At 65.5% G+C, this 24,652-nt stretch carries 21 protein-coding genes and 1 tRNA gene; 13 read left to right on the forward strand and 9 right to left on the reverse strand.

All coding sequences use genetic code 11. The features are described from left to right. Window positions 1–3: 3 nt before the first annotated feature. Complete coding sequence (locus ACXMDM_RS01030; RefSeq protein ID WP_259722844.1) at window positions 4–1,095, reverse strand: cation:proton antiporter domain-containing protein; 1,092 nt, start codon at window positions 1,093–1,095, stop codon at window positions 4–6. A 56-nt stretch (window positions 1,096–1,151) separates the two neighbouring features. On the opposite strand from ACXMDM_RS01030, the gene ndhO reads away from it, so the two are divergent. After that, window positions 1,152–1,379 carry an NAD(P)H-quinone oxidoreductase subunit O gene (ndhO, locus tag ACXMDM_RS01035; RefSeq protein ID WP_071800241.1) on the forward strand — a complete coding sequence of 76 codons (228 nt, stop codon included), beginning with the start codon at window positions 1,152–1,154 and terminating at the stop codon, window positions 1,377–1,379. Between the two features lie 19 nt (window positions 1,380–1,398). Here ndhO and ACXMDM_RS01040 read toward each other — a convergent pair whose 3' ends face one another. From ACXMDM_RS01040 to ACXMDM_RS01050, 3 genes are all read right to left on the reverse strand, one after another. After that, a complete protein-coding gene (locus tag ACXMDM_RS01040; RefSeq protein ID WP_071800242.1) occupies window positions 1,399–2,064 on the reverse strand; it encodes a J domain-containing protein in 666 nt (221 codons plus the stop codon). Between the two features lie 131 nt (window positions 2,065–2,195). Further along, window positions 2,196–3,875 carry an iron uptake porin gene (locus ACXMDM_RS01045; RefSeq protein WP_259722845.1) on the reverse strand — a complete coding sequence of 560 codons (1,680 nt, stop codon included), beginning with the start codon at window positions 3,873–3,875 and terminating at the stop codon, window positions 2,196–2,198. 320 nt (window positions 3,876–4,195) lie between these two features. Then, window positions 4,196–5,872: an iron uptake porin gene (locus ACXMDM_RS01050; RefSeq protein WP_259722846.1), complete on the reverse strand. Its 1,677-nt coding sequence runs from the start codon at window positions 5,870–5,872 to the stop codon at window positions 4,196–4,198. Window positions 5,873–6,035: 163 nt separating this feature from the next. Between ACXMDM_RS01050 and ACXMDM_RS01055 the strand changes: the two genes are divergently transcribed. Genes ACXMDM_RS01055 through ACXMDM_RS01070 form a run of 4 tightly spaced genes read left to right on the forward strand, consistent with a single transcriptional unit; the run spans window position 6,036 to window position 11,448 of the window. Further along, entirely contained in the window at window positions 6,036–8,126 is a 2,091-nt protein-coding gene (locus tag ACXMDM_RS01055; RefSeq protein WP_259722847.1) for an ArnT family glycosyltransferase, read from the forward strand. Next, window positions 8,123–9,793, forward strand: a complete 1,671-nt coding sequence (locus tag ACXMDM_RS01060; protein WP_259722848.1) for an ArnT family glycosyltransferase — start codon at window positions 8,123–8,125, stop codon at window positions 9,791–9,793. Before ACXMDM_RS01055 ends, ACXMDM_RS01060 begins: the two co-directional genes overlap by 4 nt. 22 nt (window positions 9,794–9,815) lie before the next feature. Continuing rightward, a complete protein-coding gene (locus ACXMDM_RS01065; RefSeq protein ID WP_311134207.1) occupies window positions 9,816–11,171 on the forward strand; it encodes a DUF2079 domain-containing protein in 1,356 nt (451 codons plus the stop codon). Further along, entirely contained in the window at window positions 11,119–11,448 is a 330-nt protein-coding gene (locus ACXMDM_RS01070; protein ID WP_311134208.1) for a hypothetical protein, read from the forward strand. Before ACXMDM_RS01065 ends, ACXMDM_RS01070 begins: the two co-directional genes overlap by 53 nt. 407 nt (window positions 11,449–11,855) lie before the next feature. Here ACXMDM_RS01070 and psbD read toward each other — a convergent pair whose 3' ends face one another. Further along, window positions 11,856–12,914, reverse strand: coding sequence for a photosystem II D2 protein (photosystem q(a) protein) (gene psbD, locus ACXMDM_RS01075; protein ID WP_145536902.1), 1,059 nt, complete (start codon window positions 12,912–12,914; stop codon window positions 11,856–11,858). A 196-nt stretch (window positions 12,915–13,110) separates the two neighbouring features. Here psbD and ACXMDM_RS01080 point away from each other — a divergent pair, with 196 nt between their 5' ends. The 4 genes from ACXMDM_RS01080 (at window position 13,111) to rpaA (ending at window position 15,244) form a co-directional block, all read left to right on the forward strand. Further along, entirely contained in the window at window positions 13,111–13,377 is a 267-nt protein-coding gene (locus ACXMDM_RS01080) for a UPF0367 protein family (protein ID WP_071801967.1), read from the forward strand. 2 nt (window positions 13,378–13,379) lie between these two features. Further along, entirely contained in the window at window positions 13,380–14,075 is a 696-nt protein-coding gene (locus tag ACXMDM_RS01085) for an ABC transporter ATP-binding protein (protein WP_071800247.1), read from the forward strand. 16 nt (window positions 14,076–14,091) lie between these two features. Continuing rightward, window positions 14,092–14,163 (forward strand) — tRNA-Asn (locus ACXMDM_RS01090). Between the two features lie 325 nt (window positions 14,164–14,488). Beyond that, the gene (gene rpaA / locus ACXMDM_RS01095) at window positions 14,489–15,244 is read left to right on the forward strand and encodes a two component system response regulator RpaA (RefSeq protein ID WP_071800248.1); all 756 of its coding nucleotides are present in this window, start codon (window positions 14,489–14,491) and stop codon (window positions 15,242–15,244) included. Here rpaA and ACXMDM_RS01100 read toward each other — a convergent pair. From ACXMDM_RS01100 to ACXMDM_RS01110, 3 genes are read right to left on the reverse strand one after another with little or no spacing between them, the layout of a single operon-like run. After that, a complete protein-coding gene (locus ACXMDM_RS01100) occupies window positions 15,216–16,196 on the reverse strand; it encodes a DNA polymerase III subunit delta' (RefSeq protein WP_071800249.1) in 981 nt (326 codons plus the stop codon). The two genes, rpaA and ACXMDM_RS01100, sit on opposite strands and share 29 nt — an antisense overlap. Beyond that, entirely contained in the window at window positions 16,189–16,845 is a 657-nt protein-coding gene (gene tmk, locus ACXMDM_RS01105; RefSeq protein WP_071800250.1) for a dTMP kinase, read from the reverse strand. Before tmk ends, ACXMDM_RS01100 begins: the two co-directional genes overlap by 8 nt. Further along, window positions 16,832–19,165 (reverse strand): heavy metal translocating P-type ATPase, encoded by a 2,334-nt coding sequence (locus ACXMDM_RS01110; RefSeq protein ID WP_120352822.1) that lies wholly within the window; start codon window positions 19,163–19,165, stop codon window positions 16,832–16,834. The genes tmk and ACXMDM_RS01110 overlap by 14 nt, the downstream gene beginning before the upstream one ends. Before the next feature lie 245 nt (window positions 19,166–19,410). Here ACXMDM_RS01110 and ACXMDM_RS01115 point away from each other — a divergent pair, with 245 nt between their 5' ends. Then, complete coding sequence (locus ACXMDM_RS01115) at window positions 19,411–19,932, forward strand: photosystem I assembly protein Ycf3 (RefSeq protein ID WP_071800251.1); 522 nt, start codon at window positions 19,411–19,413, stop codon at window positions 19,930–19,932. Window positions 19,933–19,936: 4 nt separating this feature from the next. Here ACXMDM_RS01115 and radA read toward each other — a convergent pair whose 3' ends face one another. Continuing rightward, entirely contained in the window at window positions 19,937–21,388 is a 1,452-nt protein-coding gene (radA, locus tag ACXMDM_RS01120; RefSeq protein WP_071800252.1) for a DNA repair protein RadA, read from the reverse strand. A 91-nt stretch (window positions 21,389–21,479) separates the two neighbouring features. Between radA and rpaB the strand changes: the two genes are divergently transcribed. The 3 genes from rpaB to ACXMDM_RS01135 are packed head-to-tail and all read left to right on the forward strand — an operon-like array spanning window position 21,480 to window position 24,642. Next, the gene (rpaB, locus tag ACXMDM_RS01125; protein ID WP_071800253.1) at window positions 21,480–22,226 is read left to right on the forward strand and encodes a response regulator transcription factor RpaB; all 747 of its coding nucleotides are present in this window, start codon (window positions 21,480–21,482) and stop codon (window positions 22,224–22,226) included. Next, window positions 22,207–23,589 carry a phosphate acyltransferase PlsX gene (plsX, locus tag ACXMDM_RS01130; protein ID WP_083544384.1) on the forward strand — a complete coding sequence of 461 codons (1,383 nt, stop codon included), beginning with the start codon at window positions 22,207–22,209 and terminating at the stop codon, window positions 23,587–23,589. The genes rpaB and plsX overlap by 20 nt, the downstream gene beginning before the upstream one ends. Before the next feature lie 51 nt (window positions 23,590–23,640). Then, window positions 23,641–24,642, forward strand: a complete 1,002-nt coding sequence (locus ACXMDM_RS01135; protein ID WP_259722795.1) for a beta-ketoacyl-ACP synthase III — start codon at window positions 23,641–23,643, stop codon at window positions 24,640–24,642. Window positions 24,643–24,652 lie beyond the last annotated feature (10 nt).

Below are 24,652 nucleotides of genomic sequence, written 5' to 3' on the forward strand. Positions count from 1 at the left end.
AGGCTAGAAGTAGGGGTCGTGGAGCACCGCTGACGTTGTGGTCAGGCCGAGGCGACGGGCCAGGGGCACCAGGGCAAAGCCCTGGAAGAGCAGACCCATCAGCACCACCCCCAGGGCCAGGGACGGCATCAGGCGCCCCCAGGAAACATCGCTGGCGGCGGCCTGAATCGCCATGGCGATCGGCACCGCCCCGCGCAGGCCGGCCAGGCCCACAAAGGTCTTCTCCGCCTGGCCAAAGGGCGAACCCAGCAACATCCCCTGCACCATCAAGCTCCGCGCCAGCAACATCACCAGAAACAAAGCAAACGACCAGGGCAACGCCTGAACCACCTCCTGGGGATCCACCACCAGGCCCATGCAGAGAAACAGCATCAGCTCGGCCATCTTGGCGAAGCCGGCCTGGGCCTCCTCCATGGCGGGCTGATCGCACGTCGGGCTGTTTCCCAGCACCAGCCCGACGATGAACGCCGCCAGCAGGCCACTGCCGCCCAACAACTGGGTGACCCCCACCACCAGCATCAACTCGGCCAGGCTCATCACCGCCAGCACAGAAGGGCTGACCCGTCGCCGATGCGTGGACAGCAACTGCTGGGCCAGGCTGCCGCCCAAGAAACCCAACAGGCCCCCTAGGAGGAACTGGCGCACCACGTCGATCACAAGCCCCGACGGGGCCGTGGCCGCTCCGCCCGCGCTGGCCAGGGCCAGGGGCAGGCTGGTGGGAAGCAGGCTGCCCGGCAGGCTCTGAAAGCCCAGCACCGCCACCATCACCAGCAAAGCCGTGATCAGGGAGCCGGCGGTGGCCAGGCGGGTGGCCGGCTTGACGATGCTGAGGACCCTGGCCCAGTTGGTGGTGAGCCCACCGAAGAACAGCACCAGCACCAGGGCCACCTGGGCCACCTCTTCGGCCCTGGCCAGGCTGAGCAGTGCCTTGGCGCCACCGGGGATGGCCTCCAGGTTGTTGTCGGTGAGCAGGCCCAGCGCCAGCACCAGCAAGATCCCGGGCACGCGTACCTTGAAGGCGAAGGTATCGAGCAGTACGGCGACCAGCAGCAGGGCGCCGAACACGGCCAGCATGGTGGCCAGGTTCGTGGTCACAGGCAGGCAGCGGAGTCGAGGGGGTTCTAGCCTGATGGAGACGCAAAGTCCTCGAGATGGCCCAAACACCGGCACCAGCTTTCAAGAAGGGCTCTCTGGTGAAGGTGAGTGCGAGCGCCTATGCGGGCAGCCTGGAGGCGTCCGCCAGTGATCCCACCCCACCGGCCTATCTGTTTGAAGGCCCCGGCGAGGTGCTCGCCCTCAAGGGTGACTACGCCCAGCTGCACTGGAGTCTGCCGATCCCCGATGTCTGGTTGCGCACCGACCAGCTTGAGCCATTCTGAGCTGAGGCTTCACCCCACCTCACCCCTCTAAGTGCTTGCGATCCTGCAGCAGCTGGCTACGCAGTTGCCTGGCTTCGCGCAGCATTTCTCTGCCGTCGTGGAGGTAGTTGTCCACGTAACCCAGCGTGTAGCGCTCAAATTCAGCCAGGGCATCCTGCACTTGGCTGAAACAGTGATAAAGGCTGAGCCCCACATCAGCGGCAACGCCAGGGCAGGCCATGGAGCGATAGAGCGCCACCACCTTCTCGAGTTTCTGCTGGCTGGTCTCGAGAAAATCGCAGAACGTCGCCATCAGGTCGTCGTCGTAGGGATCGGCTGAGAGGGCGCGCAGCTGGGCTGGAAACGGATTGATCACCTGAGCCAGCAGACGATCGATCGGCCCATACACCTGCCGCAGCCAGGCGCTGATCTCGCTGTCACGCCGGGCCCTGGCGCGAGCCGGCCGCACCACCGCCGCCCCCTGGCCAGCGACCCTGCCGCGCTCGGCGTCGTAGCGGCGACGCTTCTCCCGATCACCCAGCACGGCCCAGGCGGCGTTGAGGGCGAGGATCCGCTTGGCATCGCCACCCACATCGGGATGGTGCCGCTTGGCCAGGGTTCGATAGGCCGCCTTGAGCTCAGCGGCACTGGCTGAGGGGGGCATGCCGAGCACGGCATACAACTCGGTGGGGAGCGGCAATGCCATCGAATGCGTCCGTCTCTCCCATCATCTCCACCTCTGCCCCAGGTCTGCGGCTGCCAACAAAAAGCCCCCCGTTTCCGGGAGGCCAAGGAGGTGGTGTGCGAGGAAAAGGTCCTGAAGGGTTCAGGACCGGATCAGAATTTGAACCTCGTCTGAATCAGGCCGCCGAAGACGTTGAAGTCGCGATTGCTGCTGGTGAGTTGTCCCAAAGGACGGCTGAGGTAGAAGATCGCCGGAGTCACTGAAATGTTGTCGGTGACCTGGAACTTATACCACCATTCCCAGACGAAGTTGCCGTCGTTGGGCGTGGTGTTCTGGCCATCGATGGAGCCCTGAGACAACTGGGTGGCGAAGGTGGCCTGGCCCACAGCCATGCCGGCTTCGTTGCCCTTGGCAAACACATCCTTCCACTGCAAGCCGGCGAACCAGCTCTGCGACTGGGTCACATAGGGATCTTCGAATTCATCGCCGGAACTGTTGATGGAGTTGCCGGACAGAGAGTTCAAGCCCCAGCCCACGCTGATCGAAGGAATGAATCCAGGGTTCTTGGGCTGCCAGTAGGCGTTGACGGCAAAGTTATTGGATTCACCGTTAGCCAGGAACCAGCTGTTAGAGGAAACGAAGTTGGTACCACGGCGGAAGTTGGTGCCTTGCTGGCCGTAGCGATAGGCCAGTGAAACATTCCACTGAGGGGCGGTATAGTTCAACTGAGCCATGATACTGCCACGGGCACAATCGGTGCCGATGCCACCTTCACTTCCCGAGCAATTATTTGGATTGCCGTCAAAGACTTGGCCAACATTACCCTGTTGCGCCACATAGTTCGCCGCAAAGCTGAAGCGACCACGCCCTTTTTCAACATTCTGTTTCCAGATGGCAGCCACCAATGCGCCGGTAGCTTTGTTGTAAGTACCAGGAGCACCATTAACGGCGAAATAGTCAAGGATCCCAGCCCTGTACACCGATGGAGTAACGGCCAGCGATTCGGTGTTCCTGGCCCTGGGACCCACGACAAACGTAAATTGATCGCCGACAGGGAAACGATAATACAGCCTGTCAACGCCGACACTGTTGTTGCCTCCGAAACCGCTGCTTGATCGATCAAGCGCGGAGATGTTCACACCATCGCCACCAAAGGCATTCTCGAAGTTACCGGTACGCAGACGGGTAAACAGCAGATCCTTGCCAGTGAAGCTCGTCTCAAGGTTGAGGCGAAGGTCATAGCTGAAATTAGTGGACCCAAACTGCTGATTGTAATTATCGGCATCATTGCCAGGGCCAAAGTTCCCGAAGCTGTTGCCACCGGCGTTGACAGCACCAAGCACGAAGGTGGCTTCACCTTTGAGCACGGTGGTGGTGGAGAACTGACTGGCTTCGAGTTCACCCACTTTGGCCTCAAGGCCATCCACCCGGCCTTTGAGCACGGAGAGTTCAACCTCGAACTCCTTCATCAGCCGGCGCAATTCATCGGTCACCTCGGTGATCCGGTCCAGGCAGGCATTAAGCAGGGCGGCGGCTTCCCAGCGGCTCAGCGGCTGTTTACCGCGGAAGGTGCCATCGGGATAGCCAGCCACGCAACCGTAACGCTCAACCAGATTGGAGAGAGCCTGATAGGCCCATTCCGTTGGCTGAACATCGGAGAACTGGGTGATGCTGGTGACTTGATTCCGGCTTTTCGCGGAACCAGGCCGGGCATAGGCGTTGATGGCCTCAAGATTGAGGCCATCAACATTCAAATCAGAAGCGGACGCGGCCAGCGGACTGAGCAGGCCAAGGGCAGCCGGCGCCAGCAGGAATTTCTGGAACAGTTTCATTGGATCCTCACACCAATTGATGGGGCGACCGTTAGGAAGCTTGAGGTAAGTGTATCGAATATGCCAAAAGAAGTGTCGGATTCAATCACAAGCCAATGTATTCAGCGATACACGCACAAACAAGATGACCTTCTCACTTCAGTGCGGTTAAATCCGGCTCAACCCACAAGGTAACGGCACAAGGGTTGCCCACACAAAGAGAGATTCAAAAGGCCAAAAAAAAGCCGCGACAGAAGCCGCGGCAGAAACAAGGAGGAATGGCTGACTGTGTGAGGGGTCAGCCAGGTTGATTCAGTGATCCAGCGATTGAATCGCTGAGATCAGAACTTGAAGGTGGTCTTGAGGAAGCCGCCGAAGTTGTTATAACCTTCGTTGGTGTTCACTCTCTGAATCTGACCCAAGGGTTGGCTCAGGTAGTAAAGGGCCGGGGTGACACTGATGTTGTCGGTGACCTGGAACTTGTACCAGAATTCCCACGCGTAGTTGGAATCATTGGCATCAAAGTCGTTGTCACCCGTGTCGGTCACGAAGGTGGCTTGGCCGACGGCCATACCTGCAGCGTTGCCCTTGATGAACACATCGGTCCACTGCAGACCCACATACCAGGACTGGGATACGACACCGTCGACGAAGTCAAAGTCTCCGCCGTCATTGGTGCTGTTCAGACCCCAGCCTGTGCTGATCGAAGGGAGCCAACCGGAGTTGGAAGGCTGCCAGTAAGCACTGATACCAACCGAGTTGGTGTTGTCGCCAGAGTCGAAAGCGCTAACGGCAAATGGGGTGCCATTGCCGCTGTAGAGGCCAGCACCACCTGAGGAGTAGGTGTAAGCCGCAGCAATACCGAAGTTATCTCCGGCATAAGCGATTTGCGCGGTACCCGTTTGTGCGGAGCACTCGTTACCAATGCCACCTGCGTTATCGCAGTCAGTATCGCCCGACAAGGTGGTGCCGCTATTGACGTTGCCGAAGTTGCCGTTGGCTGCCACGTAGTTGGCACTGACGCTGAAGTTGCCGCTCGTCCACCAAAGACCAGCACCCGAACCGAGGTTCAGGCTGTAGGCACCGGGGGCACCGGCATAGGTAAAGATGTCGAGAACGGTGTCAGCAGGATAAACGCTGGGCCAGACAGCCAGCATGTCGTCCTGACGGACACGGGCACCAACGGTGGCCGTGAAGCTGCTGCTGAGGGGGAATTGGTAGAACAGGCGATCGATGCCGACGCTGTTAGCACCAGAGGCTTCTTCGAAACCGACTTCCGTGGCGTTCAGGCCACCAACGAATACGGGGTCTTCGGCTGTACCAATATTTGTCTGGCCACCGAAGGGGCTGTTACCGAAGTTGCCGGCGCGCAGGCGGGTGCGCAGCAAATCCTTGCCGGTGAAGCTGGTATTCAGGTCAATTCGAAGGTCGTAGTTGAAGGCGGTGGCTCCGTTCTGTCTAGCGGAGAGGTTCTTGAACCTTGGGTTGATGACGGGGGAGAGGCCAGTGTCGTTGCCGAACACACGCTGGTCACCGCCAAAGGTGTTGGCGCCAATAATGAAGGTGGCTTGACCGCTGAGCTTGGTGGTGGTGGAGAACTGGTTGGCTTCCAGCTCGCCCACCTTGGCCTCAAGGCCATCAACCCGGCCCTTGAGCACGGAGAGTTCAACCTCGAACTCCTTCATCAACCGGCGCAGCTCATCGGTCACCTCGGTGATCCGGTCCAGGCAGGCGTTGAGGAGGGCAGCGGCTTCCCAGCGGCTCAGCGGGCGCTTGCCACGGAAGGTGCCATCGGGATAGCCAGCCACGCAGCCGTAGCGCTCCACCAGGTTGGAGAGAGCCTGGTAGGCCCACTCGGTGGGCTGCACATCACTGAACTGGGTGATGCTGGTGACTTGCTCCTGGGAGTCGGCGTAGCGGTTGACGCCGTCAATGTTGAGCTCTGATGCCGTAGCGGCCATTGGTGCCAACAGACCAAGGGCTGCAGGCGCCAGCAGCATTTGCTGGAAAAGTTTCATGAGGTCCTCACACACGAGTTGGCGCAATGCGCACAAGGCAACCATCGTTCAAGGGGGCCAGCTTGGCGAGGGGAGATGTGACAGAACGCACAACGTCCTTGGCAGGCCACGGCAGGTTCAAACTGGCGGCACTGACGCGTCGGATGCCCTGACCTCCCGATCGATGCCACAACGGCGGTGGTGGCTGGCCCTGGCGTCGATCTGGGTGCTGGGCACACTGGCCGACAGGCTCTGGCTGCAGCTCGATCAGCGGTTGCCGGCCTGGGACCAGGCCGATTACCTCAACAGCGCCGTTGACCACGGCCGCGCCTTGGGGCTGCTGCCTGCCGGAGGCTGGCAGGGCTGGGGTGCCCTGCTGGATCTCTCCCCGAAAATTCCGCCGCTGGCCAGCCTGGTCAACGGCACGGTGATGGCCATCGCCGGCGACAGCGCGGACCAGGCCAGCTGGGCACTGGCGCTCTGGCAGGCGTTGTTGCTGCTGGTGGTGGGCTGCTGGGGACGCCAGTTGCTGAGCCCGGGATTCGGCTTGCTGGCCGCCAGTCTCACCACCTTCAGCCCCGCCCTGGCGGCGTTGCGGGTGGATTTCACCCTGGATCTGCCCCTGGCGGCCACGGCGACGATGGCCCTGTGGTTGCTGGGCCGCTGGCAGGCCGCCGATCCCCACGGTGGCCGTTGGAGCCAGGCGATCGCGGCGGCCCTGGCGGTGGCGGCGGCCGTACTGGTCAAACAGAGCGCCCTGTTGGTGCTGCTGGCGCCGTGCCTCTGCGCTGCCCTCCAGGGCCTGCGCCAACGGGGGCGGCGGCTGCAGGTGCTTGTGGCCCTGGCCACCGTGTTGGGGCTCTGCCTGCCCTGGCTACGCCACAACTGGATCACCACCATCGGCGGCACCAACCGGGCCGTGTTGGAAGCGGCAAACACAGAGGGAGATCCCGATCCCTTCAGCCTGGCCAGCCTGCTTTGGTATCCGCGTCTGCTGCCCCAACAACTGGGCTGGATCAGCCTCAGCCTCGGGCTGCTGGGCGGCGGCCTCGCCGCTCTGCAGCGCTGGCGGCAGCCGCCACAAAGCCCCAGGCAAAGCCCAGGGCAAACAAGCCTGGTCCTGCCCAGCGGCTGGGGCTGGTTGATCGGTTGCACGCTCAGCGGTTTGCTGATCACGACCTTGAGCCCAAACAAGGACCCGCGCTACCTGGCCCCTGTGTTGCCCTTGCTGGTGTTGCTCCTGGCGGGTGGCTGGTGGCAGCTGTTCGTCACGGCCAGCCGGCGCTGGGGCACCCCGCTGGGTGGCGGGCTGCTGGGAATCGGGCTGCTGGCCGCTGGCGTGAGCACCACTGTTGGCCAAAGCCAGGCGATCGAGAGGCGCGAAGGCGCCCCCATCGGCGCGATCACCGCGGCCATTCGCCGCCAAGCTCAGGATGCCCCGGTCACCGTTGTGGTGGTTCCGACCAGCAAAGATCTCAACCAGCACTCCTTCACCCATGCCGGCAGGAGAAACGGCGGACGGATCGTCGGCCGCGAAACAGGCAAACAGCGGCGTGAGCACGCGCTGATTCTCCGCCAGGCCAGCTGGCTGCTGCTCGCCACGGGCGACCAGGGCACCAAGCGGAAGGCTTCACGCAGGCTGGGCGCTCAGGTGCGCTCCGATCCACGCTTCGCCCTGGCCGCCAGCTGGCCATGGAGCGAGGGGCGGCAGCTGGAGCTCTGGCAGCGGCGAGCGCAGGCCCCCTCCCCGGAACGCTTCGACACCAGCTTCATCCGCCTGGCCCAGGGCCTTGAAGCGGGGCCCAGCGGCCTTGCCGCAGTTTTTGACGCGATCGGTCCCCAGCACCAGCTCGATGGCCACTTCCTCTACCAGAAGCGGGTTCAGGCCTGGGCTGAAGCCCGCCTCAGCAGCCAGCCCAACGACGACGAAGCCCTCTGGAGCCTGGCCCTGCTGGCGGTGTTGCAGAACCGCCCCGTCACGGCCGACCGCTGGTTCAGCCGCCTCGAGGGGCTCCACCCCACCAACCCCTGGCCGTCGGCCTACCGCTCGGTGGTGCTGCTGGCCGGCTGGAATCCCTGGCGATCCCATGCCGTGGCGGCCAAGGCGGCGGCCAGGGCAGCCACGCAGCAGCACCAGCCCGTGCTTGAGGCCCTCGCCGATCTCTCCGGAGCCCTCAGCGGCAGACCCGCGAGCCTGCGCGGAAGCTTCCGCTCGCTGCCGATCGCCATTGAAGAGGTGACCCGGAATCTGGAGTCAGCCGCGAAGCAACCATGAACCAGCCACTAGAGCCCCGCCCGACGCTGCCGATCGGCCCAGTTCTGCTGCTGCTCTGGCTGGTGGCCGTGGTGCTCGCCACCGCCGGGCTCGGCGATCTGCCCCTGCGGGACTGGGACGAAGGGATCGTGGCCAGGGTGGCCCTGGAGGCCAGCTGGAGCCCCTGGCCGGAACGCCTCCTGCCCAGCTACTGGGGCGAGCCCTATCTGAACAAGCCACCTGGGTTGCACTGGCTGATGGCGGCGGGCTTCGAGCTCTGGCGGCAGCTGGGCGGCCATGGCCTTCAGGAGCTGCCACCGGAATGGCTGGTGCGGCTGCCACCAGCGCTGCTCTCCAGCCTGCTGGTGCCCCTGATCGGCCTGCTGCAGCTGCGCCTGCGTCCGGGCGAGCGCACCACCGCCGTCTGCAGCGCCCTGATCGCCCTGACCCTGCTGCCCCTGGCCCGGCACGGACGCCTGGCCATGCTCGATGGCGTCCAATTGCTGGCCATGGTGCTGCTCTGGTTCGGCCTGCTGCTGGCCCGGCGGCGGCGAGCCACAGCCGCTGGGTTCATCGCAGGACTTGCCGGCAGTGGCCTGCTGCTGCTCAAAGCGCCCGTCGTGCTGCCGGTGCTGGCCAGCGGCCTGCTGCTGCGCCTGCTCGACCGCGATCTTCGCGGTCGCGACTGGGCCTGGCTTGGCCTGGGCCTGGCGCTGGGCCTGGCCCCTGGCCTGGCCTGGCACGGTTGGCATCTGCTGCAGCGCGGTGATCAGGCCCTGGTGATGTGGGGCGGCCAGGGACTCTCGCGCCTCACCAGTTCTGTGGAGAGCCACAGCGGCGGGCCGATCGAGCCCTTGCTGGAGGTGCTGGAGGGCGGCTGGCCCTGGTTGCCGCTTTGGCCCTTCGGGCTGGCCCTGGCCTGGCGGCAGCGGCGCGAACGGGCCGGTCGCTGGAGCCTTGGGTTGAGCCTGGCCACCGCCTGGATGGTGTTGCCGTTGCAAACCCAGCTGCCCTGGTACAGCCTGCTGCTCTGGCCACCGTTCTGCCTGGTCTGCGCACCGGTCCTCGCCTCGATTCTCTCTGGGAAGGTCACAGGGGTTCTGCGTCGTCTGCCCTGGTTCTGGGGCCTGCTGGGCCTGGTCCTTCTGGCCACTTCGCTGCTGATTCTCCCTGCCGCCCCAGGCCTTCTGCCCGGGCTCGGGGCCTATCGGTTCCTGCCCTTTCCAGCAGGCCTGGGCCTGGCCGGCGGAGCCCTGCTGCTGGTTCAGGCTTCCAGCTGTCGCCGCCGGCAGGGGCTGATGCTGCTTGCCGCCGGCTGGTGTGTGTCGCTGCTGCTGCTGTTTATCAGCCCGCTCTGGATCTGGGAGTTGAATGAGCACTGGTCGGTGTTGCCGGCCGCAGAGCTGGCCAGAAGCGCGGCCGCGCCTGGTGACGCCCAACCCTTGGAGATTTTCATGGAGGGGAAAAGCGGCCAAAGGCCAAGCCTGCGCTGGTATGCCGGCAGGGCGATTGCAGCGTTACCGAAGCAAGCCGATGGGGCCATCCCCGCCGATTTCCTGCTGATCCGTCAGGAGCCCAGCGGCTTGCCAGCCGCCCTGCTGACCGACGGCACCCTTTGCCGACTTGAGGCCGTTGCCGATCAGAGCTGGCAACGTTGGCGCTGTTCCACCAAGGCCCCGGATTTCTGAGAATTTGAAGCTCTTGAAGGTTATGAAGCGCAGCCCTGAGGCCGACAGCCAACGCACTGTGCTGTTGGCTGCCGCCGTATTTGCCGTGGTTGGGCTGCTGCTGCAGTGGTGGCGCCTCCAGGTGCTGACGGCCTCCTACGACCAGGGCATTTTTCTGCAGGTGCTCTGGAGCGGCCTGCAGGGCCACCCGTTTGAAAGCACGCTCTCCTCCCAGCTCTCCACCAACGTGATCCATGCCGGAGAGCTGCCGGCCGTGGGGTATCACCGCCTCGGCCAGCACTTCACGCCGATCCTGCTGCTCTGGTCGCCGCTGGTGGCGGTGTTTGGCATCTGGGCCCTTCCCCTGGTGCAGGTGGGGTTGATCACCGCCGCCGGGCTGGTGCTGCATCGCCTGGCACGCAACACGCTTGTGGATCCCCGTCTGGCGGCCTTCGTGGCCTGCAGCTTCTACGCCGCCAATGCGGTGATCGGGCCCACCTGGGGCAACTTCACCGATCTCTGCCAACTCCCCCTGGCCTTTTTCCTGTTGATGCTGGGGCTACAGCGGCAGCGCTGGTGGTTGGTGGCCGTCGCCGCTGTTGCCCTGCCGCTGATCCGGGAGGACACCGGCGTTCTGCTGGTGGGAATCGCCCTCTGGATGGTGGTGCGGCGACAGCATCCCCTCGGGCTGGCCATGGCCCTGGGGGGGCTGGGGATTGGCTGGGTGCTGCTGGTGACCAACCTGTTGATGCCGATCTTCAGTGACGACAACTCCCGCCGGTTCATGGTGGAGAACTTTGGCCAGTACATCGGAGATGCCGAGCAAGCCAGCAGCCTGGGCGTACTGAGCAGCGCTCTGGGCCAGCCCCTGCTGGTGCTCAGGGAGCTGGTCTCGCCGCCGCTTGAAACCCTGCGCTATCTGCTGGCCCAGGGGCTGCCGCTGATGCTGATCCCCTTGATCTCGCTGGACAGTTGGCTGCTGATGGGCTTGCCCCTGATGGGCTTGCTGCTCGCCCAGGGCAGTAACAATCCCCTCTCGATCAATCTGCGCTACACCCTGCTGGTGGTGCCTGGTTTGTTCTACGGCGCCCTGGAATGGTGGAGCCGCCGAGAAGCGCTGTTTCAAAGCCGCCGACTACGGCGCGTCTGGCTGGGTTGCCTGCTGCTCTCGCTGTTGTTCACCCTGATGGCCAATCCGAACCGCAGCCTCTCGTTCCTGATCCCCGACAGCGTGCAGCCCTGGGTGTACAGCTCACCGATGCAGCAGTGGCAGCACGGGCAGGCCGCCCGCAACCTGCTGCAGAAGATCCCGGCAAGATGCCACCGTGGCGGCCAGCACGCCTCTGGTGCCTCACCTGGCCCAACGGGAGGTGTTGGTGCGCTTCCCCAACGGCATTGACTACCGCGATCGGGACGGGCAGGAACGGACGGTCGATTGGATTGCCGTGGATCTCGATTGGTTGGCGCGCTATGAGGCCGCCTTCGCCTCCGACCGGGCCCTGCTGCGCAGATCCCTACGCCGATTGGATCAGATGACAGGAGAGACAACAGAAGAGGGGCACCGCTTCGGCGTGCGCGGCTTTGCCAGTGGCGTGGTATTGCTTGCGAAAGGGGAAAACGATCAACCCGAAGCGCGCCAACAGCTGGATCAACTGATCGAGCGGCTGCGCCGGTGAATGGCATCAAGGCGAACTGCATCAGATAGAACGATGCCCCCACCCCAGCCATGACGGCAGGAATGGGGGCTCTCGCCGGGTCCGCTCTGGCGCGGAACCGTTTGAACTCGGAACTTACGCCCTGAAAATCAGACGACGTTCTCCGCGATCAGCAGACCCTTGCATTTCTCACTGTGAAACACGGACACCTCCTCCCTTGGGAAAAATGCCAGCCGGTGTTGCATTCGGACGAAAGATCCGGAGACAAGCTCCTGAGCCCACGTCCACGACACTGCTGACAGAACCCAGTGATACTAACGGATTGCGGGGGTAAGCGCTGCAGGTCGGAGAGCAAACGAACAAAAAAAGCGCTCCGAAGAGCGCTTGATCAAAAGGTGTTCAAAGGATTTGAACTGCTGGGCTAAGCCTCAAAGAGCGTTGCCCCTAGGCAGAACTTCTTCAGGGAAGACGAAGTTTTCATGGGGCTGGTCTGCCGGTGCCATCCAGGCACGCAGGCCTTCATTCAGAAGAATGTTCTTCGTGTAGAAGGTCTCGAATTCCGGGTCTTCAGCCGCCCGGATCTCCTGGCTCACAAAGTCATACGCACGCAGGTTCAGCGCCAGGCCAATGATGCCGATGCTGCTGGTCCACAGGCCCATCACAGGCACGAACAGCATGAAGAAGTGCAGCCAGCGCTTGTTGGAGAACGCAATCCCGAAGATCTGGCTCCAGAAACGGTTAGCCGTCACCATCGAGTAGGTCTCCTCTTCCTGCGTCGGCTCAAACGCCTTGAAGGTGTTCGACTGATCGGAATCTTCAAACAGCGTGTTCTCCACCGTGGCGCCGTGGATGGCGCACAGCAGCGCACCGCCCAGGATCCCTGCCACGCCCATCATGTGGAACGGGTTCAGGGTCCAGTTGTGGAAGCCCTGCAGGAACAGCAGGAAACGGAAGATCGCCGCCACACCGAAGCTCGGCGCGAAGAACCAGCTGCTCTGACCCAGCGGATAGATCAGGAAGACGCTCACGAACACCGCGATCGGGCCGGAGAAGGCAATCGCGTTGTACGGGCGGATGCCCACCAGGCGAGCAATCTCAAACTGACGCAGCATGAAGCCGATCAGCGAGAAAGCGCCGTGCAGCGCCACGAATGGCCAGAGGCCACCCAGCTGCACCCAGCGCACAAAATCGCCCTGGGCTTCCGGGCCCCAGAGCAGCAACAGGCTGTGGCCCATCGCATCGGCCGGGGTGCTCACCGCTGCGGTGAGAAAATTGCAGCCTTCCAGGTAGCTGCTGGCGATCCCGTGGGTGTACCACGAGGTCGCGAAGGTGGTGCCGGTCAGCCAGCCGCCCAGGGCCAGGTAGGCCGTGGGGAACAGCAGCAGGCCGGACCAGCCCACAAAAACGAAACGGTCGCGCTTGAGCCAGTCATCGAGGACGTCAAACCATCCCCGGGCTGCTGGCGCGCGCCCTAGAGCAATCGTCATGGATTCTCTTTACGAAGCTTTACAAACCCACTGTACGGGACGTTGGGAGGCTACTGCGGCTGAGAGAGCGCTGATTTCGCCAGATGAGTAAGGACACCTAGGGGCCAGAGACCAACAGGTGAGCCCCGGGGACCACGACGAAAAGCGCGGCGCCCTGCCATTCGCCAGAGTGGCTTCCGGCCTTTCCTTCTTTCCCGTGTACGTCGTCGAGCTTTCTCTCAAACTCAGTCCCATGCCGATCTCTGTGCAGCGCAAGGAACTGGCTGACGCCCAGACCCTCTATGGCGAGATCAAGGCAGCCCTGGAGAGCGGCCAGCCCAAGGTGCTGGAGCTCTCCTGCGAAAAAGCCGAGGAGAAACAGATCAGCCTTTTGAGCAGCGAACTGGTGGCCGTGCAGCTGTATGAGAAATCCGCCACCGGAGGTGTGGGCAGCAAGCGTCCAGGCTTCTCCTTCGGGAGCTGACCTTGGCGAGCCCGCTGCGGGTGGAGAAGCTGGACTTCACCTGGCCCGGCGGCAGCCGCGCCCTACAGAATTGCAACCTGGAGCTGCCCCGCCCTGGGCTGTGGATGCTGGTGGGCGGCAACGGCAGTGGCAAGAGCACCCTGCTGCGGCTGATCGCCGGGCTGCTGGAGCCGGGTCACGGCCACATCCATTGCCCCGTCAAGGCGGCCTTGGTGTTCCAGAACCCCGATCACCAACTGCTGTTGCCGAGTTGTGCCACCGACCTGCAGCTCTCGCTGCCCGAAGGCCTCGATCAACACCAACGGCAGACCCGCTTGGCCGCCGCCCTGGCCCAGGTGGGTCTGGCAGGGTTCGAGCAGCGGCCGATCCACACCCTCAGCGGCGGCCAGAAGCAGCGTCTGGCCATCGCCGGCGCCCTCGCCAGTGAAGCCAGGCTGTTGCTGATGGATGAACCCACCGCCCTGCTCGACCCCACCAGCCAGCAGGAGGTGCTGAAGCTGATTCGCCGCCTGTGCAACCAGGCCCCGGCCAGCCTGACCGCGCTCTGGATCACCCATCGGCTCGAAGAACTCGACGGCTGCGACGGCGCCGCCTTGATGGACCAGGGCCGTCCGGGGCCCTGGCAGCAGGGCGTGACGCTGCGACAGCAACTGGAGAAGACCCTCACCCCCTTGCCGGGCGGCCGTGCTGAGCGGTAGGTTCTCCAAGCCACAATCCTCGGTAGCTCAGTGGTAGAGCGGTCGGCTGTTAACCGATTGGTCGCAGGTTCGAATCCCGCCCGGGGAGTTTTGTTCAAGCCTCAGCTCTGAGGCTCGTTTTTTTCTATTTGGGGGCTTGACAGCCCGCCAATCGAAAGAGAAGCTGAAGATGGTTGGCGTTGCTTGGCAAGAGCGGCTTGGCGCTTGTTGCTCCATGGCCAACGCCAGCACTGGCTTGGATGCTGGTTTGGTTTTGATTCGGAGCTGGCAAGGTGCTCGCTGAACGAGGCCAATCAACGAATCCTGGTTCGACTTGAGTGAAAGAATCCGCCTTCTGCTTGCAGAAATCCCGCTTCTGCTTGCAGCAGTGAAAGTCTCCCCCCTTCGTTCGATACCGGATCTGTAGCCGTTCCATGCAGCCAACTCCCAGGCCCCCATCCGCCCAACCCTGCATCCTGCTGATCGAGGACGACAAGGACATGCGGGAACTGGTGGCGGGGCACCTGGAACACAGGGGTTTCCGCGTGGAATGCGCCGAAGACGGCATCAAGGGGCAGGCCTTGGCGATGCAGACCAATCCCGACCTGATCCTGCTCGACCTGATGCTTCCCAAGGTGGATGGTCTGACTGTCTGCCAACGACTGAGGCGGGACGGCCGCAGCGCCCGGACGCCGATCCTGATGATGACCGCCCTGGGAGGCACAAAGGACAAGGTGAGCGGTTTCAACTCAGGCGCCGATGACTACCTGACCAAACCCTTCGACCTCGAAGAACTGCTGGCTCGGGTCAAAGCCCTGCTGCGCCGCAGTGACCGGGCCCAACTGCCCTGCGAGAAAAGCGAGATCCTCAGCTTCGGCCCCCTCACCCTGGTGCCGGAGCGATTCGAGGCGATCTGGTTCGACAAAGCCGTGCGCCTCACCCACCTGGAATTCGAGCTGTTGCACTGTCTGATGCAACGCCATGGTCAGACCGTGGCCCCATCGCTGATCCTCAAGGAGGTCTGGGGCTACGAACCGGACGACGACATCGAAACCATCCGGGTGCATGTGCGCCACCTGCGCACCAAGCTGGAGCCTGATGCGCGCAAACCCCTCTACATCAAGACGGTGTACGGGGCTGGCTACTGCCTGGAGCTGCCGATCAGCCAGGCTGGCCCTCCTGCGCCATGAGCTCCAGCAAGGCCACCTCCCAGGCCAGGCGGGGCTGAACAAAACCCCTGAGCTGACCCCGCAGGCGCTCGATGCGCCTCTGATCCGAGGCCCGGTGGTCACGCTGCCAGCGCTGCCACTGCCACCAGTTCAGCAGCCAGAGCTGCTGGTCGAGGTCCAGGGCCTCGCAGAGGTCGCGGGCCAGGGCGAGGGCCTCGATCGGAGCCGGGGATCCCTCCAGCAGCCGATCGGCCAACCCCTCGGGCAGGGCTCGCCACTGCTCGCGATGGTGCAGCAGGGCCCCGGGAGAGCCGGCGGCCAGATCCAGCAGCGCCGGCGGATCGGGATCCGGCTGGGAGCTCTGAGCCGGGTCAAGCCGATCCAGCACCCGGGCCATCGCCGTGGCATCGAGCCGGGCGAAGGGGATCTGCTGGCAGCGGGAGCGGATGGTGGCGAGCAGGCGCTCCGGCGCCGAGCTGAGCAGGATCAGCACCCCCTCTCCTGGCTCTTCGAGGGTCTTGAGCAGGGCGTTGGCCGCCCCCTCCGCCATCGCCTCGACCGCTTCGATCACCACCAGACAGCGGCTCGATTCCAGCGGCCGGCGGGAGAGAAAGCGGCTGATCTCACGCACCTGCTCAAGCCGCAGCTGGGGCAGGCCCCGCTTGGAGAGGCCCTGCTCAGCCGCCTGGGAGGCCGGCACCAGCTGGCCCTGGTGCTGGTACGTGGGCTCCAGCCAGAGCAGGTCGGGGTGGTTCCCCTCCAGGAGCCGGCGCCGCAGCCGGACCGAACCGTCCGGGCCCGCCAGCAGGCCCTCAAGGAAGCGCCGGGCGGCGAGCCGCCGCCCCACCCCGTCGGGGCCTACAAACAGATAGGCCGTGGCCAGCCGCCCCTGGGCCAGGGTGGCCTGCAGCAGGCTGATGGCCTGGGCCTGGCCGATCAGGTCGTCGAACAGGTCAGCAAACAGCTCAGCCATCGAGCTCAGCCCCAACGGCCTGGCTGATCGCCCGGGCCACAGCAGGGGCCGCCGGGCTGGCATCGATGCGCCGCCAGTCGCGCTCGGCGGCAAGGGAGGCGAATCCTTGCTGAACGCGCCCGAGGAAAGCCACCCCCCCGGCCTCGATCCGATCGGCCGGGCGGTGGCCACGCCGTTGCAGCGAGAGCTCCAGGGGCAGGTCCAGCCAGAGGGTGAGATCGGCGTTGAGCCCGCCGGTGGCGATCGCCTCCAGCGCGGCGATCAGCTCCAGGCTGAGGCCGCGGCCGTAGCCCTGGTAGGCCGCCGTCGAGCCGGTGAAGCGGTCGCACAGCACCCAGTCACCGGCTGCCAGCGCCGGGGCGATCCGTTCCTGCACGTGCTGGGCCCGGTCGGCCGCATAGAGCAGCAGCTCCGCCGTGGGACAGGGCTCCGACGCCTCAGGAGGATGGAGCAGCAACTGGCGCAGGGCCTGGCCGAGGGCGGTGCCACCGGGTTCACGGCTGATCAACAGCCGGCGCCCGGCGGGGAGCAGCCCACTGGCAGGCAGCCACTGGCGAAGGAGCTCGAGCTGGGTCGACTTGCCACAGCCGTCGATGCCTTCGAGCACCAGGAACCGGCCCCTGGCGGGGAGGGCGTCAGCGGCGACCATGCAGGGACAGGGCGTTGAGCACCACCGTGATCGAACTGGTGGCCATCAGCAGGGCGGCCAACGGAGGCGAAAGCAGCAGGCCGAAGCGGGGCAAGAGCAGCCCGGCGGCGAGGGGCAGCATCACCAGGTTGTAACCGAACGCCCAGGCCAGGTTCTGGCGCACCTTGGCCATCGTGTCGCGGGCCAGGGCGAGGGCCTCGACCACGGCTTCGAGACGATCGCCCAGGATCACCAGATCGGCTGTGTCCTGGGCGATCTGGGTGCCCGTCGCCACCGCGATGCCGAGATCGGCGGCGGCCAGGGCAGGGGCATCGTTGATCCCATCGCCCACCATCGCCACTGGCCCCCGCTGGCGCCAGCGCACCAGCTGCTCCAGCTTCTGCTCAGGCAACAGCTCCCAGGCCATTGCCTCTGGCTCCAGGCCAAGCTCGGCGCCGAGCCGGCGTACCGCTTGGCGCTGATCGCCGCTGAGGATCGCCACGTCCATCCCCATGGCCTGGAGCGCCTCGAGGGTGCGCCCTGCGTCGGGGCGGGGTTGGTCGTCCACGCCCACCAGGCCGAGAACCCCATCGCCGGCGGCCACCGCCAGAACGGTGGCCCCCTGGGCTTCGAGCGCAGTCCGCGACGCCAGCAGCTTCGCGTCTGTGCGTACGCCCAGCCCCTCCAACCAGCCAGGCTTGCCGACCCGACAAACCCCATCGAAGCCGCCGATTTGCCCCTGCACGCCTGCCCCGGCAAAGGTGCGGCTGTCCTCCACCGCCAGCAGCGATAACTGGCGGGCCAAAGCCTCCTCCAACAGGGCCGTCGCCAGGGGGTGGCGAGTGTGTTGCTCCAGGCTGGCGGCCACTTGGAGCAGCCGTTCCGGGCTCAATTCAGGCCTTCCTTCCGGCTCGCATACCGGATCCAGATCCGCCGCCAGCTCCACGGCGATCACCTCCGGCCGGCCCTGGGTGAGGGTGCCGGTTTTGTCGAACAGAACGGTCTGCAGGCGGGAGGCTATCTCGATCGCATCGCCACCGCGGAACAGCAGGCCGGAGCGAGCCGCCAGGCCCGCTCCCACGGTGATGGCGGTGGGCGTGGCCAGGCCCAAGGCACAGGGGCAGGCCACCACGAGCACGGCAATCGCCAGTTGAAGCGCCAGTGAAAAAGGCGTACCGGCCACCGCCCCGAGCACGGCATGCCCGCCCATGCCGCCATGACCCTGGGGCGCGGCGGCCAACACCTGGGGCCACAACCTGGTGCCCCACTGCCACCAGAACACAAACGTGGCCAGGGCCAGCAGCAGCACCACCACGCTGAAACGGCCGGCAATCCGGTCGGCGAGGCTCTGGATCGGCGCCTTGCGCGCCTGGGCCTGCTCGACGAGGGCGATGATCCGGGCCAGGGCCGTTTCGGCGCCAGCCCGGCGCACCTCCAGCACCAGCGGGGCCTGAAGATTGAGCATGCCGGCGGCCAGATCCGTGCCGGGCTGGGCCTCCAGCGGCAGGGGTTCTCCGGTGAAGCTCGAGACATCCACGGCCGAGCAGCCATCGAGCACCACACCATCGACCGGAATGCGGTCGCCGGGGAGCAGGCGCAGCCGGTCACCGGCGCGCAACCCGCCCACCGGCACCTGCCGAGGCGGGCCATCGCCGAGCAGGAGCAGGGCGGAATCGGGCTGAAGTTCGGCCAGTTGCTGGAGGGCACGGCCGGTGCGGAAGCGGGCCCGCTCCTCAAGGAAGCGGCCCAGCAGCACGAACCCCAGCAGCATCACCGGCTCGTTGAAGAAACAGGGCCAACCAGCGGCAGGCCAGAGAAAGGCGACCAGGCTGGCCAGGTAGGCACTACCCATCCCCAGGCCCACCAGGGTGTCCATGCTCGGCAGCCCATGGGCCGCCTGCCGGGCGCCGCGCACCAGGATCGGGCGCCCCGGCCCGAGCAGGGCGATGCTGGCCACCAGGGCGTGGAACCAAAGGGCACCAAGCGGCGACGCGGGCAGCGTGCCAGCCAGGGTGAGATGGCCCAGCACCGAGAGCAGCAGCAGGCCCAGGGCGACGATCAACTGCCGCCATTCCTGCCACCAGCGGGGATGGCCCTCCACCACCTCAGCCCTGCCGAGCGAGCGGCCCTGGCTGCGGGGTTGGGCCTTGAAACCGAGCGAGCGCAGGCTGGCGACCAGGGCCTCCACCGGCCCATCCCCCGCCTCAGCCCCAGCGGCGGGCAGGGGTTGATCCAGGCCCACCCAGGCCGTGCGGGTGAGCAGGTTGACGCTGGCCTGGCGAACGCCTGGCTGCTCCAGCAGCCGTCGCTCGACCGCACGCACACAGCCGCCGCACTTCATCCCCTCCACATCGAGGAGCAGCGGCGCCAGCTGTCCAGCGTCGATCGTCACGGATTCAGGCGCCACGGATTCCGGCGTCACCGATTGCGGTGCCACCGATTGCGGCGACCCGGTGTCCAGCGCGGATGGAACGGGAGGCAAGGTCACAGTCAGGGTCGGGGCACCCAGGCTAGGGAGTCGGGACAGCGGCAACCACCGCTGCCGGCAAGAGCGAAGATGAGGGAAGGAAGTGCTCCCTTGCCGCCGTGCCCCGCAGCCAACGCAACGACAACTTCATCGATAAAAGCTTCACGGTGATGGCGGACCTGATCCTCAAGGTGCTGCCCACCAACAGGCGCTCCAAGGAAGCCTTCGCCTATTACCGCGATGGCATGAGTGCCCAGGGCGACGGGGAATACGCCGAAGCCCTGGAGAACTACGAAGAAGCGCTCAGGCTCGAAGACGACCCGAACGACCGGGCTTTCATCCTTTACAACATGGCCCTGGTGTTCACCAGCAATGGGGATCACCAGAAGGCTCTGGATCTCTACGACGAGGTCCTCGATCTCAACGCCAACATGCCCCAGGCTCTCAACAACATGGCGGTGATCCATCACCACCTGGGCTCCCTGGCTGAGGAACGGGGCGACACCGATGAGTCGGACCGCTGCTTCTCCCGCGCCGCCGAATTCTGGGGCAAGGCGATCCGGATGGCTCCGAACAACTACATCGAGGCCCAGAACTGGCTGAAAACCAGCGGCCGAGGCTCAGTCGACGTCTACTTCTGAGTCTTCAATCGACTTCCGGATGGGTGGCTGGATCGGCCGCTGGATCTACCCCCAGGGCGGCCACCAAGGCCTCCGCCACAGTGCCTGCCTCCAGTAGTTCCAGCCCCAATTCAGCCGCACTTTCCCCCAGGCCACTGCCGCGGGGCACCACGGCACGGCGAAAGCCCAGGCGGGCGGCCTCCTGCAGACGCAGCTCCAGCTGGCCGACCGGCCGCAACTGCCCGCCCAGGCCCAGTTCGCCCACCAGAACGGTGCCGGCCGGCAAGGTCAGATCGCGAAAGCTGGTGACCACCGCCGCCGCCACACCGAGATCCGCCGCCGGCTCCTCCACATCGAGGCCGCCGGCCACGGCGAGATAGCAATCGAAACGGGAGAGCGGCAGGCCCAGGTGCTTTTCCAGCACCGCCAGGATCTGGTGCAGACGGTTGATGCCGATGCCAGTGGCGGTGCGCCGCGGGCTGGCATAACTGGTGCTGCTCACCAGCGACTGCAACTCCACAAGGAGGGGTCGGGTGCCTTCGCAGGCCACGATCGTGGCCGTTCCTGCGGTCGGTCCATCGCTGCCTAGGAACAGCTCGCTGGGATTGCTCACTTCAGCGAGCCCCCGATCGCGCATCTCAAACACCCCCAGTTCCGCCGTGGCGCCGAAGCGGTTCTTCACTGCCCGCAGCAAGCGGTGACTGGCGAAACGGTCACCCTCGAAGGTGAGCACGGCATCAACCAGATGCTCCAGCACCTTCGGGCCGGCCAGCATGCCCTCCTTGGTGACATGGCCCACCAGCAGCAGGGCCGTGTCCTGGCGCTTGGCCAGGCGCTGCAAGGCGGCGGCGCAGTCGCGCACCTGGGCCACCGAGCCGGGCGCACTGCTGAGCTCGGCGTCGTGGAGCGCTTGGATGCTGTCGATGATCGCCACGGCCGGCCGCAGGGCTTCGAGCTCCTGGAGAACCAGCTCCAGGTCGGTTTCAGCCAGGAGCTGGAGGTTGATCGACTCCCCGCCGCCGGGCGAACCCAGCCGTCGCCAGCGCAGCTTCACCTGCTGGGCCGACTCTTCGGCGCTCACATACAGCACCGAGCACGACTGCGCCATCACCTGGGCGCTCTGCAGCAGCAGGGTGGACTTGCCGATGCCCGGGTCGCCACCCACCAGCACCAGCGAACCCGGCACCAGGCCACCGCCCAGCACCCGATCGAGCTCGACGAAGCCGCTGGCCAGGCGCTGCAGCGGCCGCTCGCCGACGGCGTGAATCGGCTGGGATCGGCGGGGCTTGCCACGGCCTGTCGCCTCGCCTGTCCCCTCGCCGGCAGGCGGCCCCTGTCGCCTGCGGCGGCCATCGGCGGCAGGGGCCGCCTGCTCGATCAGCGTGTTCCAGCCACCACAGCCTGGACAGCGGCCTAAGTACTGGCGCGACTGCGCTCCACAGCTTTGGCAGACGTAGAAGGTGGAAAGGCGGGGCAAGGAGATGTATGAAGAATGGTGGCGTTGAGTGAACCAGAGGGCACTCGGCCCTTTTCAGTGGTCGCATCTGTTGTAGTCGTGTAGCGACGCGATGACGGCATCCCCTCCCGCCAAGGAAACAATCCTGGTCGTCGATGACGAGGCCAGCATCCGCAGGATCCTGGAAACCCGCCTGTCGATGATTGGGTACCACGTGGTCACCGCCAGTGACGGCGTGGAGGCCTTGGAAGCCTTCCGCTGCTCCAGCCCCGACCTGGTCGTGCTCGACGTGATGATGCCGAAGCTGGATGGCTACGGGGTCTGCCAGGAGCTGCGCAAGGAATCCGACGTGCCGATCGTGATGCTCACCGCCCTCGGCGATGTGGCCGACCGGATCACGGGCCTCGAACTCGGTGCCGACGACTACGTCGTCAAGCCGTTCAGCCCCAAGGAACTGGAGGCACGCATCCGCTGCGTGCTGCGCCGCGTCGACAAAGAGCAAGTGGTGGGGATCCCCAACTCCGGGGTGATCCAGGTCAGCGACCTGCGCATCGACACCAACAAACGCCAGGTGTACCGCAACGACGAGCGCATCCGCCTCACCGGCATGGAATTCAGCTTGCTGGAGCTGCTCGTCAGCCGCTCGGGCGAGCCGTTCAGCCGCGGCGAGATCCTCAAAGAGGTCTGGGGCTATACCCCGGAGCGTCATGTGGACACCCGTGTGGTGGATGTCCACATCTCCAGGCTGCGCTCCAAACTGGAAGACGATCCCGCCAACCCCGAGCTGATCCTCACAGCCCGGGGCACGGGTTATCTGTTCCAGCGCATCGTGGAATCCGTTGGTAGCGAAGGAGCCTGAATTCGATCCCCGGTACCGGCGTCCGAAGCCGAGCCGGGCCATCCGGCGGCTGGTGATCTGGTACCGCCGCAACGCTGCCGTGACCAGCCTGGTGGGCACCGCCACCTCCTCGGCGACCACGATGGCCTCGGCCGCCGGCTCGGTGGCGGGGTCTGTGGCGGGCTCGGTGGCCTCAACGGCCGGCTCGGTGCTCTACCCCCTGCGCCGGCTGCAGCAGGGTGCTGGAGGCCTTGAGGCGCCGATTCGCGAAGCCGATCGCCTCTGGGTGGCCGTCGATGGCATGGGTGGCGATTTCGCCCCCGGGCCGATCCTGGCGGGCTGCCTCGATGCCGTCCGGGTGCTGCCCCTGCGCGTGCGTTTCGTGGCCGAAGAGGCTGCGCTCCAGGAAGCCGTGGCCGCGCTCGACCTGGGCGAGGAACTCCGGGAGGCGGTGGCGGCGGGTTTGCTGGAGTTGATCAGCAGTGGCCCCTCGGTACAGATGCACGAGGAGGCCAGGGTGGTGCGCCGCAAGCGCGATGCCAGCATCAACCTGGCCATGGACCAGGTCAGCCAGGGACAGGCGATGGCCGTCTATTCGGCGGGGAACTCCGGAGCCGTGATGGCCGCCGCCATTTTCCGGCTGGGCCGCTTGAAGGGCATCGATCGCCCGGCGATCGGCGCCCTGTTCCCCACCAAAGACCCCGCCGAGCAGGTGCTGGTGCTGGATGTCGGCGCCAACATGGATTGCAAGCCGGCCTATCTCCACCAGTTCGGCCTGCTGGGGAGCATCTACAGCCGCGATGTGCTGGGAGTGGCCAACCCCAGGATCGGCCTGCTCAACATCGGCGAAGAGTCGTGCAAGGGCAATGACCTCACGGTCAAGGCCTATCCGCTGCTGGAGGCCGAGAGTCGGCTTCGCTTTGCCGGCAACTGCGAGGGCCGCGACGTGCTCTCCGGCCAGTTCGATGTGGTCGTTTGTGACGGCTATACCGGCAACGTGCTGCTCAAGTTCCTGGAATCGGTGGGCGGCGTTCTGCTCGACGTGCTGCGGGCGGAACTGCCCCGTGGCCGCCGCGGCAAGGTTGGATCCGCCTTCCTGCGCAGCAACCTGGTGCGCATCAAGAAACGGCTCGACCATGCCGAACATGGCGGCGCCCTGCTGCTGGGTGTCAACGGCATCTGCGTGATCGGTCACGGCAGCAGCAAGGCCCTCTCGGTGGTCAGCGCCCTGCGCCTGGCCCACCGTGCCGCCAGCCACGGCGTCATGGACGATCTCCACCAGCTCAGTGCAGCCTCGACTGCCGAAGCGGGCCGTGAAGAAGCGGGCGCCGAACCCGGTCCTGAAGCCGGCGCCAAGGCCGGGGCCATCCCCGCCTGTGGTTGACTGAGCCCAACTGTGGTCGCGCAGGTGTCGCTCGGTCAATGGAGCGCTGGGATGGCGCTGGTGGGATGTGGCAGTGCCCTGCCCAGCCTCAGCCTGAGCAATGACCAGCTCAGCCATCGGGTCGAGACCAACGACGCCTGGATTCGCAGCCGTACCGGCATCGCCGCCCGGCGGGTCGCTGGGCCCGGGGAGACACTCACCAGCCTGGCCACCGATGCGGGGCGGGCGGCTCTGGCCCATGCGGGCTGGCAGCCTCAGGATCTCGATCTGATCCTGCTGGCCACCTCCAGCCCCGACGACCTCTTCGGCACGGCCCCCCGCATCCAGGCGGCCCTTGGGGCAAACCAGGCGGTGGCCTTCGATCTGACGGCGGCCTGCAGTGGCTTCCTGTTTGCCCTGATCACGGCCGGCCATTACCTGCGCTGCGGCACGATGCGGCGCGTCCTGGTGATCGGCGCTGACCAGCTCAGCCGCTGGATTGACTGGGATGACCGCAGCACCTGCGTCCTGTTCGGCGATGGCGCCGCCGCTGTGGCGCTCGAAGCCTGCCCTGGCGCTGAAGATGGTCTGCTGGGTTTCCGAATGCACTCCGATGGCCGCCGCGCCGAGTGCCTGACCCTGCAGCAGGGCCAGGAGCGCCATCCCCTGGTGGAGGGCCATACCGCCCAGCGCGGTGGCTTCCAGCCGATTCAGATGAATGGGCAGGAGGTCTACAAGTTCGCCGTGCGCGAGGTGCCTGCCGTGCTGGAAGCCCTGCTGAAGGACACCGGCACCGCCACCAGCCAGATCGACTGGCTGCTGCTGCACCAGGCCAACCAACGGATCCTCGATGCGGTGGGCACACGCCTGGGGATTCCAGCTGATCGGGTGCTCAGCAACCTGGCCGCCTACGGCAACACCTCCGCCGCCACCATCCCCTTGATGCTCGATGAGGCCGTGCGGGATGGCCGGATCGCCCCCGGCCATCTGATCGCCACCAGTGGCTTCGGCGCTGGTTTGAGCTGGGGGGCCGCCCTGCTGCGCTGGCGGGGTCCCGGCGGCAGCGGCGCCTAATCTCCAGCCG

This window comes from Synechococcus sp. CS-603 (genome assembly GCF_977929215.1).

Excerpts from the sequence above, each read along its gene's own strand:
- ndhO (WP_071800241.1), top strand. The coding sequence starts at position 1,152 with ATGGCCCAAACACCGGCACCAGCTTTCAAGAAGGGCTCTCTGGTGAAG.
- ACXMDM_RS01040 (WP_071800242.1), bottom strand. The coding sequence starts at position 2,064 with ATGGCATTGCCGCTCCCCACCGAGTTGTATGCCGTGCTCGGCATGCCC.
- ACXMDM_RS01045 (WP_259722845.1), bottom strand. The coding sequence starts at position 3,875 with ATGAAACTGTTCCAGAAATTCCTGCTGGCGCCGGCTGCCCTTGGCCTG.
- ACXMDM_RS01050 (WP_259722846.1), bottom strand. The coding sequence starts at position 5,872 with ATGAAACTTTTCCAGCAAATGCTGCTGGCGCCTGCAGCCCTTGGTCTG.
- ACXMDM_RS01055 (WP_259722847.1), top strand. The coding sequence starts at position 6,036 with ATGCCACAACGGCGGTGGTGGCTGGCCCTGGCGTCGATCTGGGTGCTG.
- ACXMDM_RS01060 (WP_259722848.1), top strand. The coding sequence starts at position 8,123 with ATGAACCAGCCACTAGAGCCCCGCCCGACGCTGCCGATCGGCCCAGTT.
- ACXMDM_RS01065 (WP_311134207.1), top strand. The coding sequence starts at position 9,816 with ATGAAGCGCAGCCCTGAGGCCGACAGCCAACGCACTGTGCTGTTGGCT.
- psbD (WP_145536902.1), bottom strand. The coding sequence starts at position 12,914 with ATGACGATTGCTCTAGGGCGCGCGCCAGCAGCCCGGGGATGGTTTGAC.
- rpaA (WP_071800248.1), top strand. The coding sequence starts at position 14,489 with ATGCAGCCAACTCCCAGGCCCCCATCCGCCCAACCCTGCATCCTGCTG.
- ACXMDM_RS01100 (WP_071800249.1), bottom strand. The coding sequence starts at position 16,196 with ATGGCTGAGCTGTTTGCTGACCTGTTCGACGACCTGATCGGCCAGGCC.
- tmk (WP_071800250.1), bottom strand. The coding sequence starts at position 16,845 with ATGGTCGCCGCTGACGCCCTCCCCGCCAGGGGCCGGTTCCTGGTGCTC.
- ACXMDM_RS01110 (WP_120352822.1), bottom strand. The coding sequence starts at position 19,165 with ATGAAGTGCGGCGGCTGTGTGCGTGCGGTCGAGCGACGGCTGCTGGAG.
- rpaB (WP_071800253.1), top strand. The coding sequence starts at position 21,480 with ATGACGGCATCCCCTCCCGCCAAGGAAACAATCCTGGTCGTCGATGAC.
- ACXMDM_RS01135 (WP_259722795.1), top strand. The coding sequence starts at position 23,641 with ATGGCGCTGGTGGGATGTGGCAGTGCCCTGCCCAGCCTCAGCCTGAGC.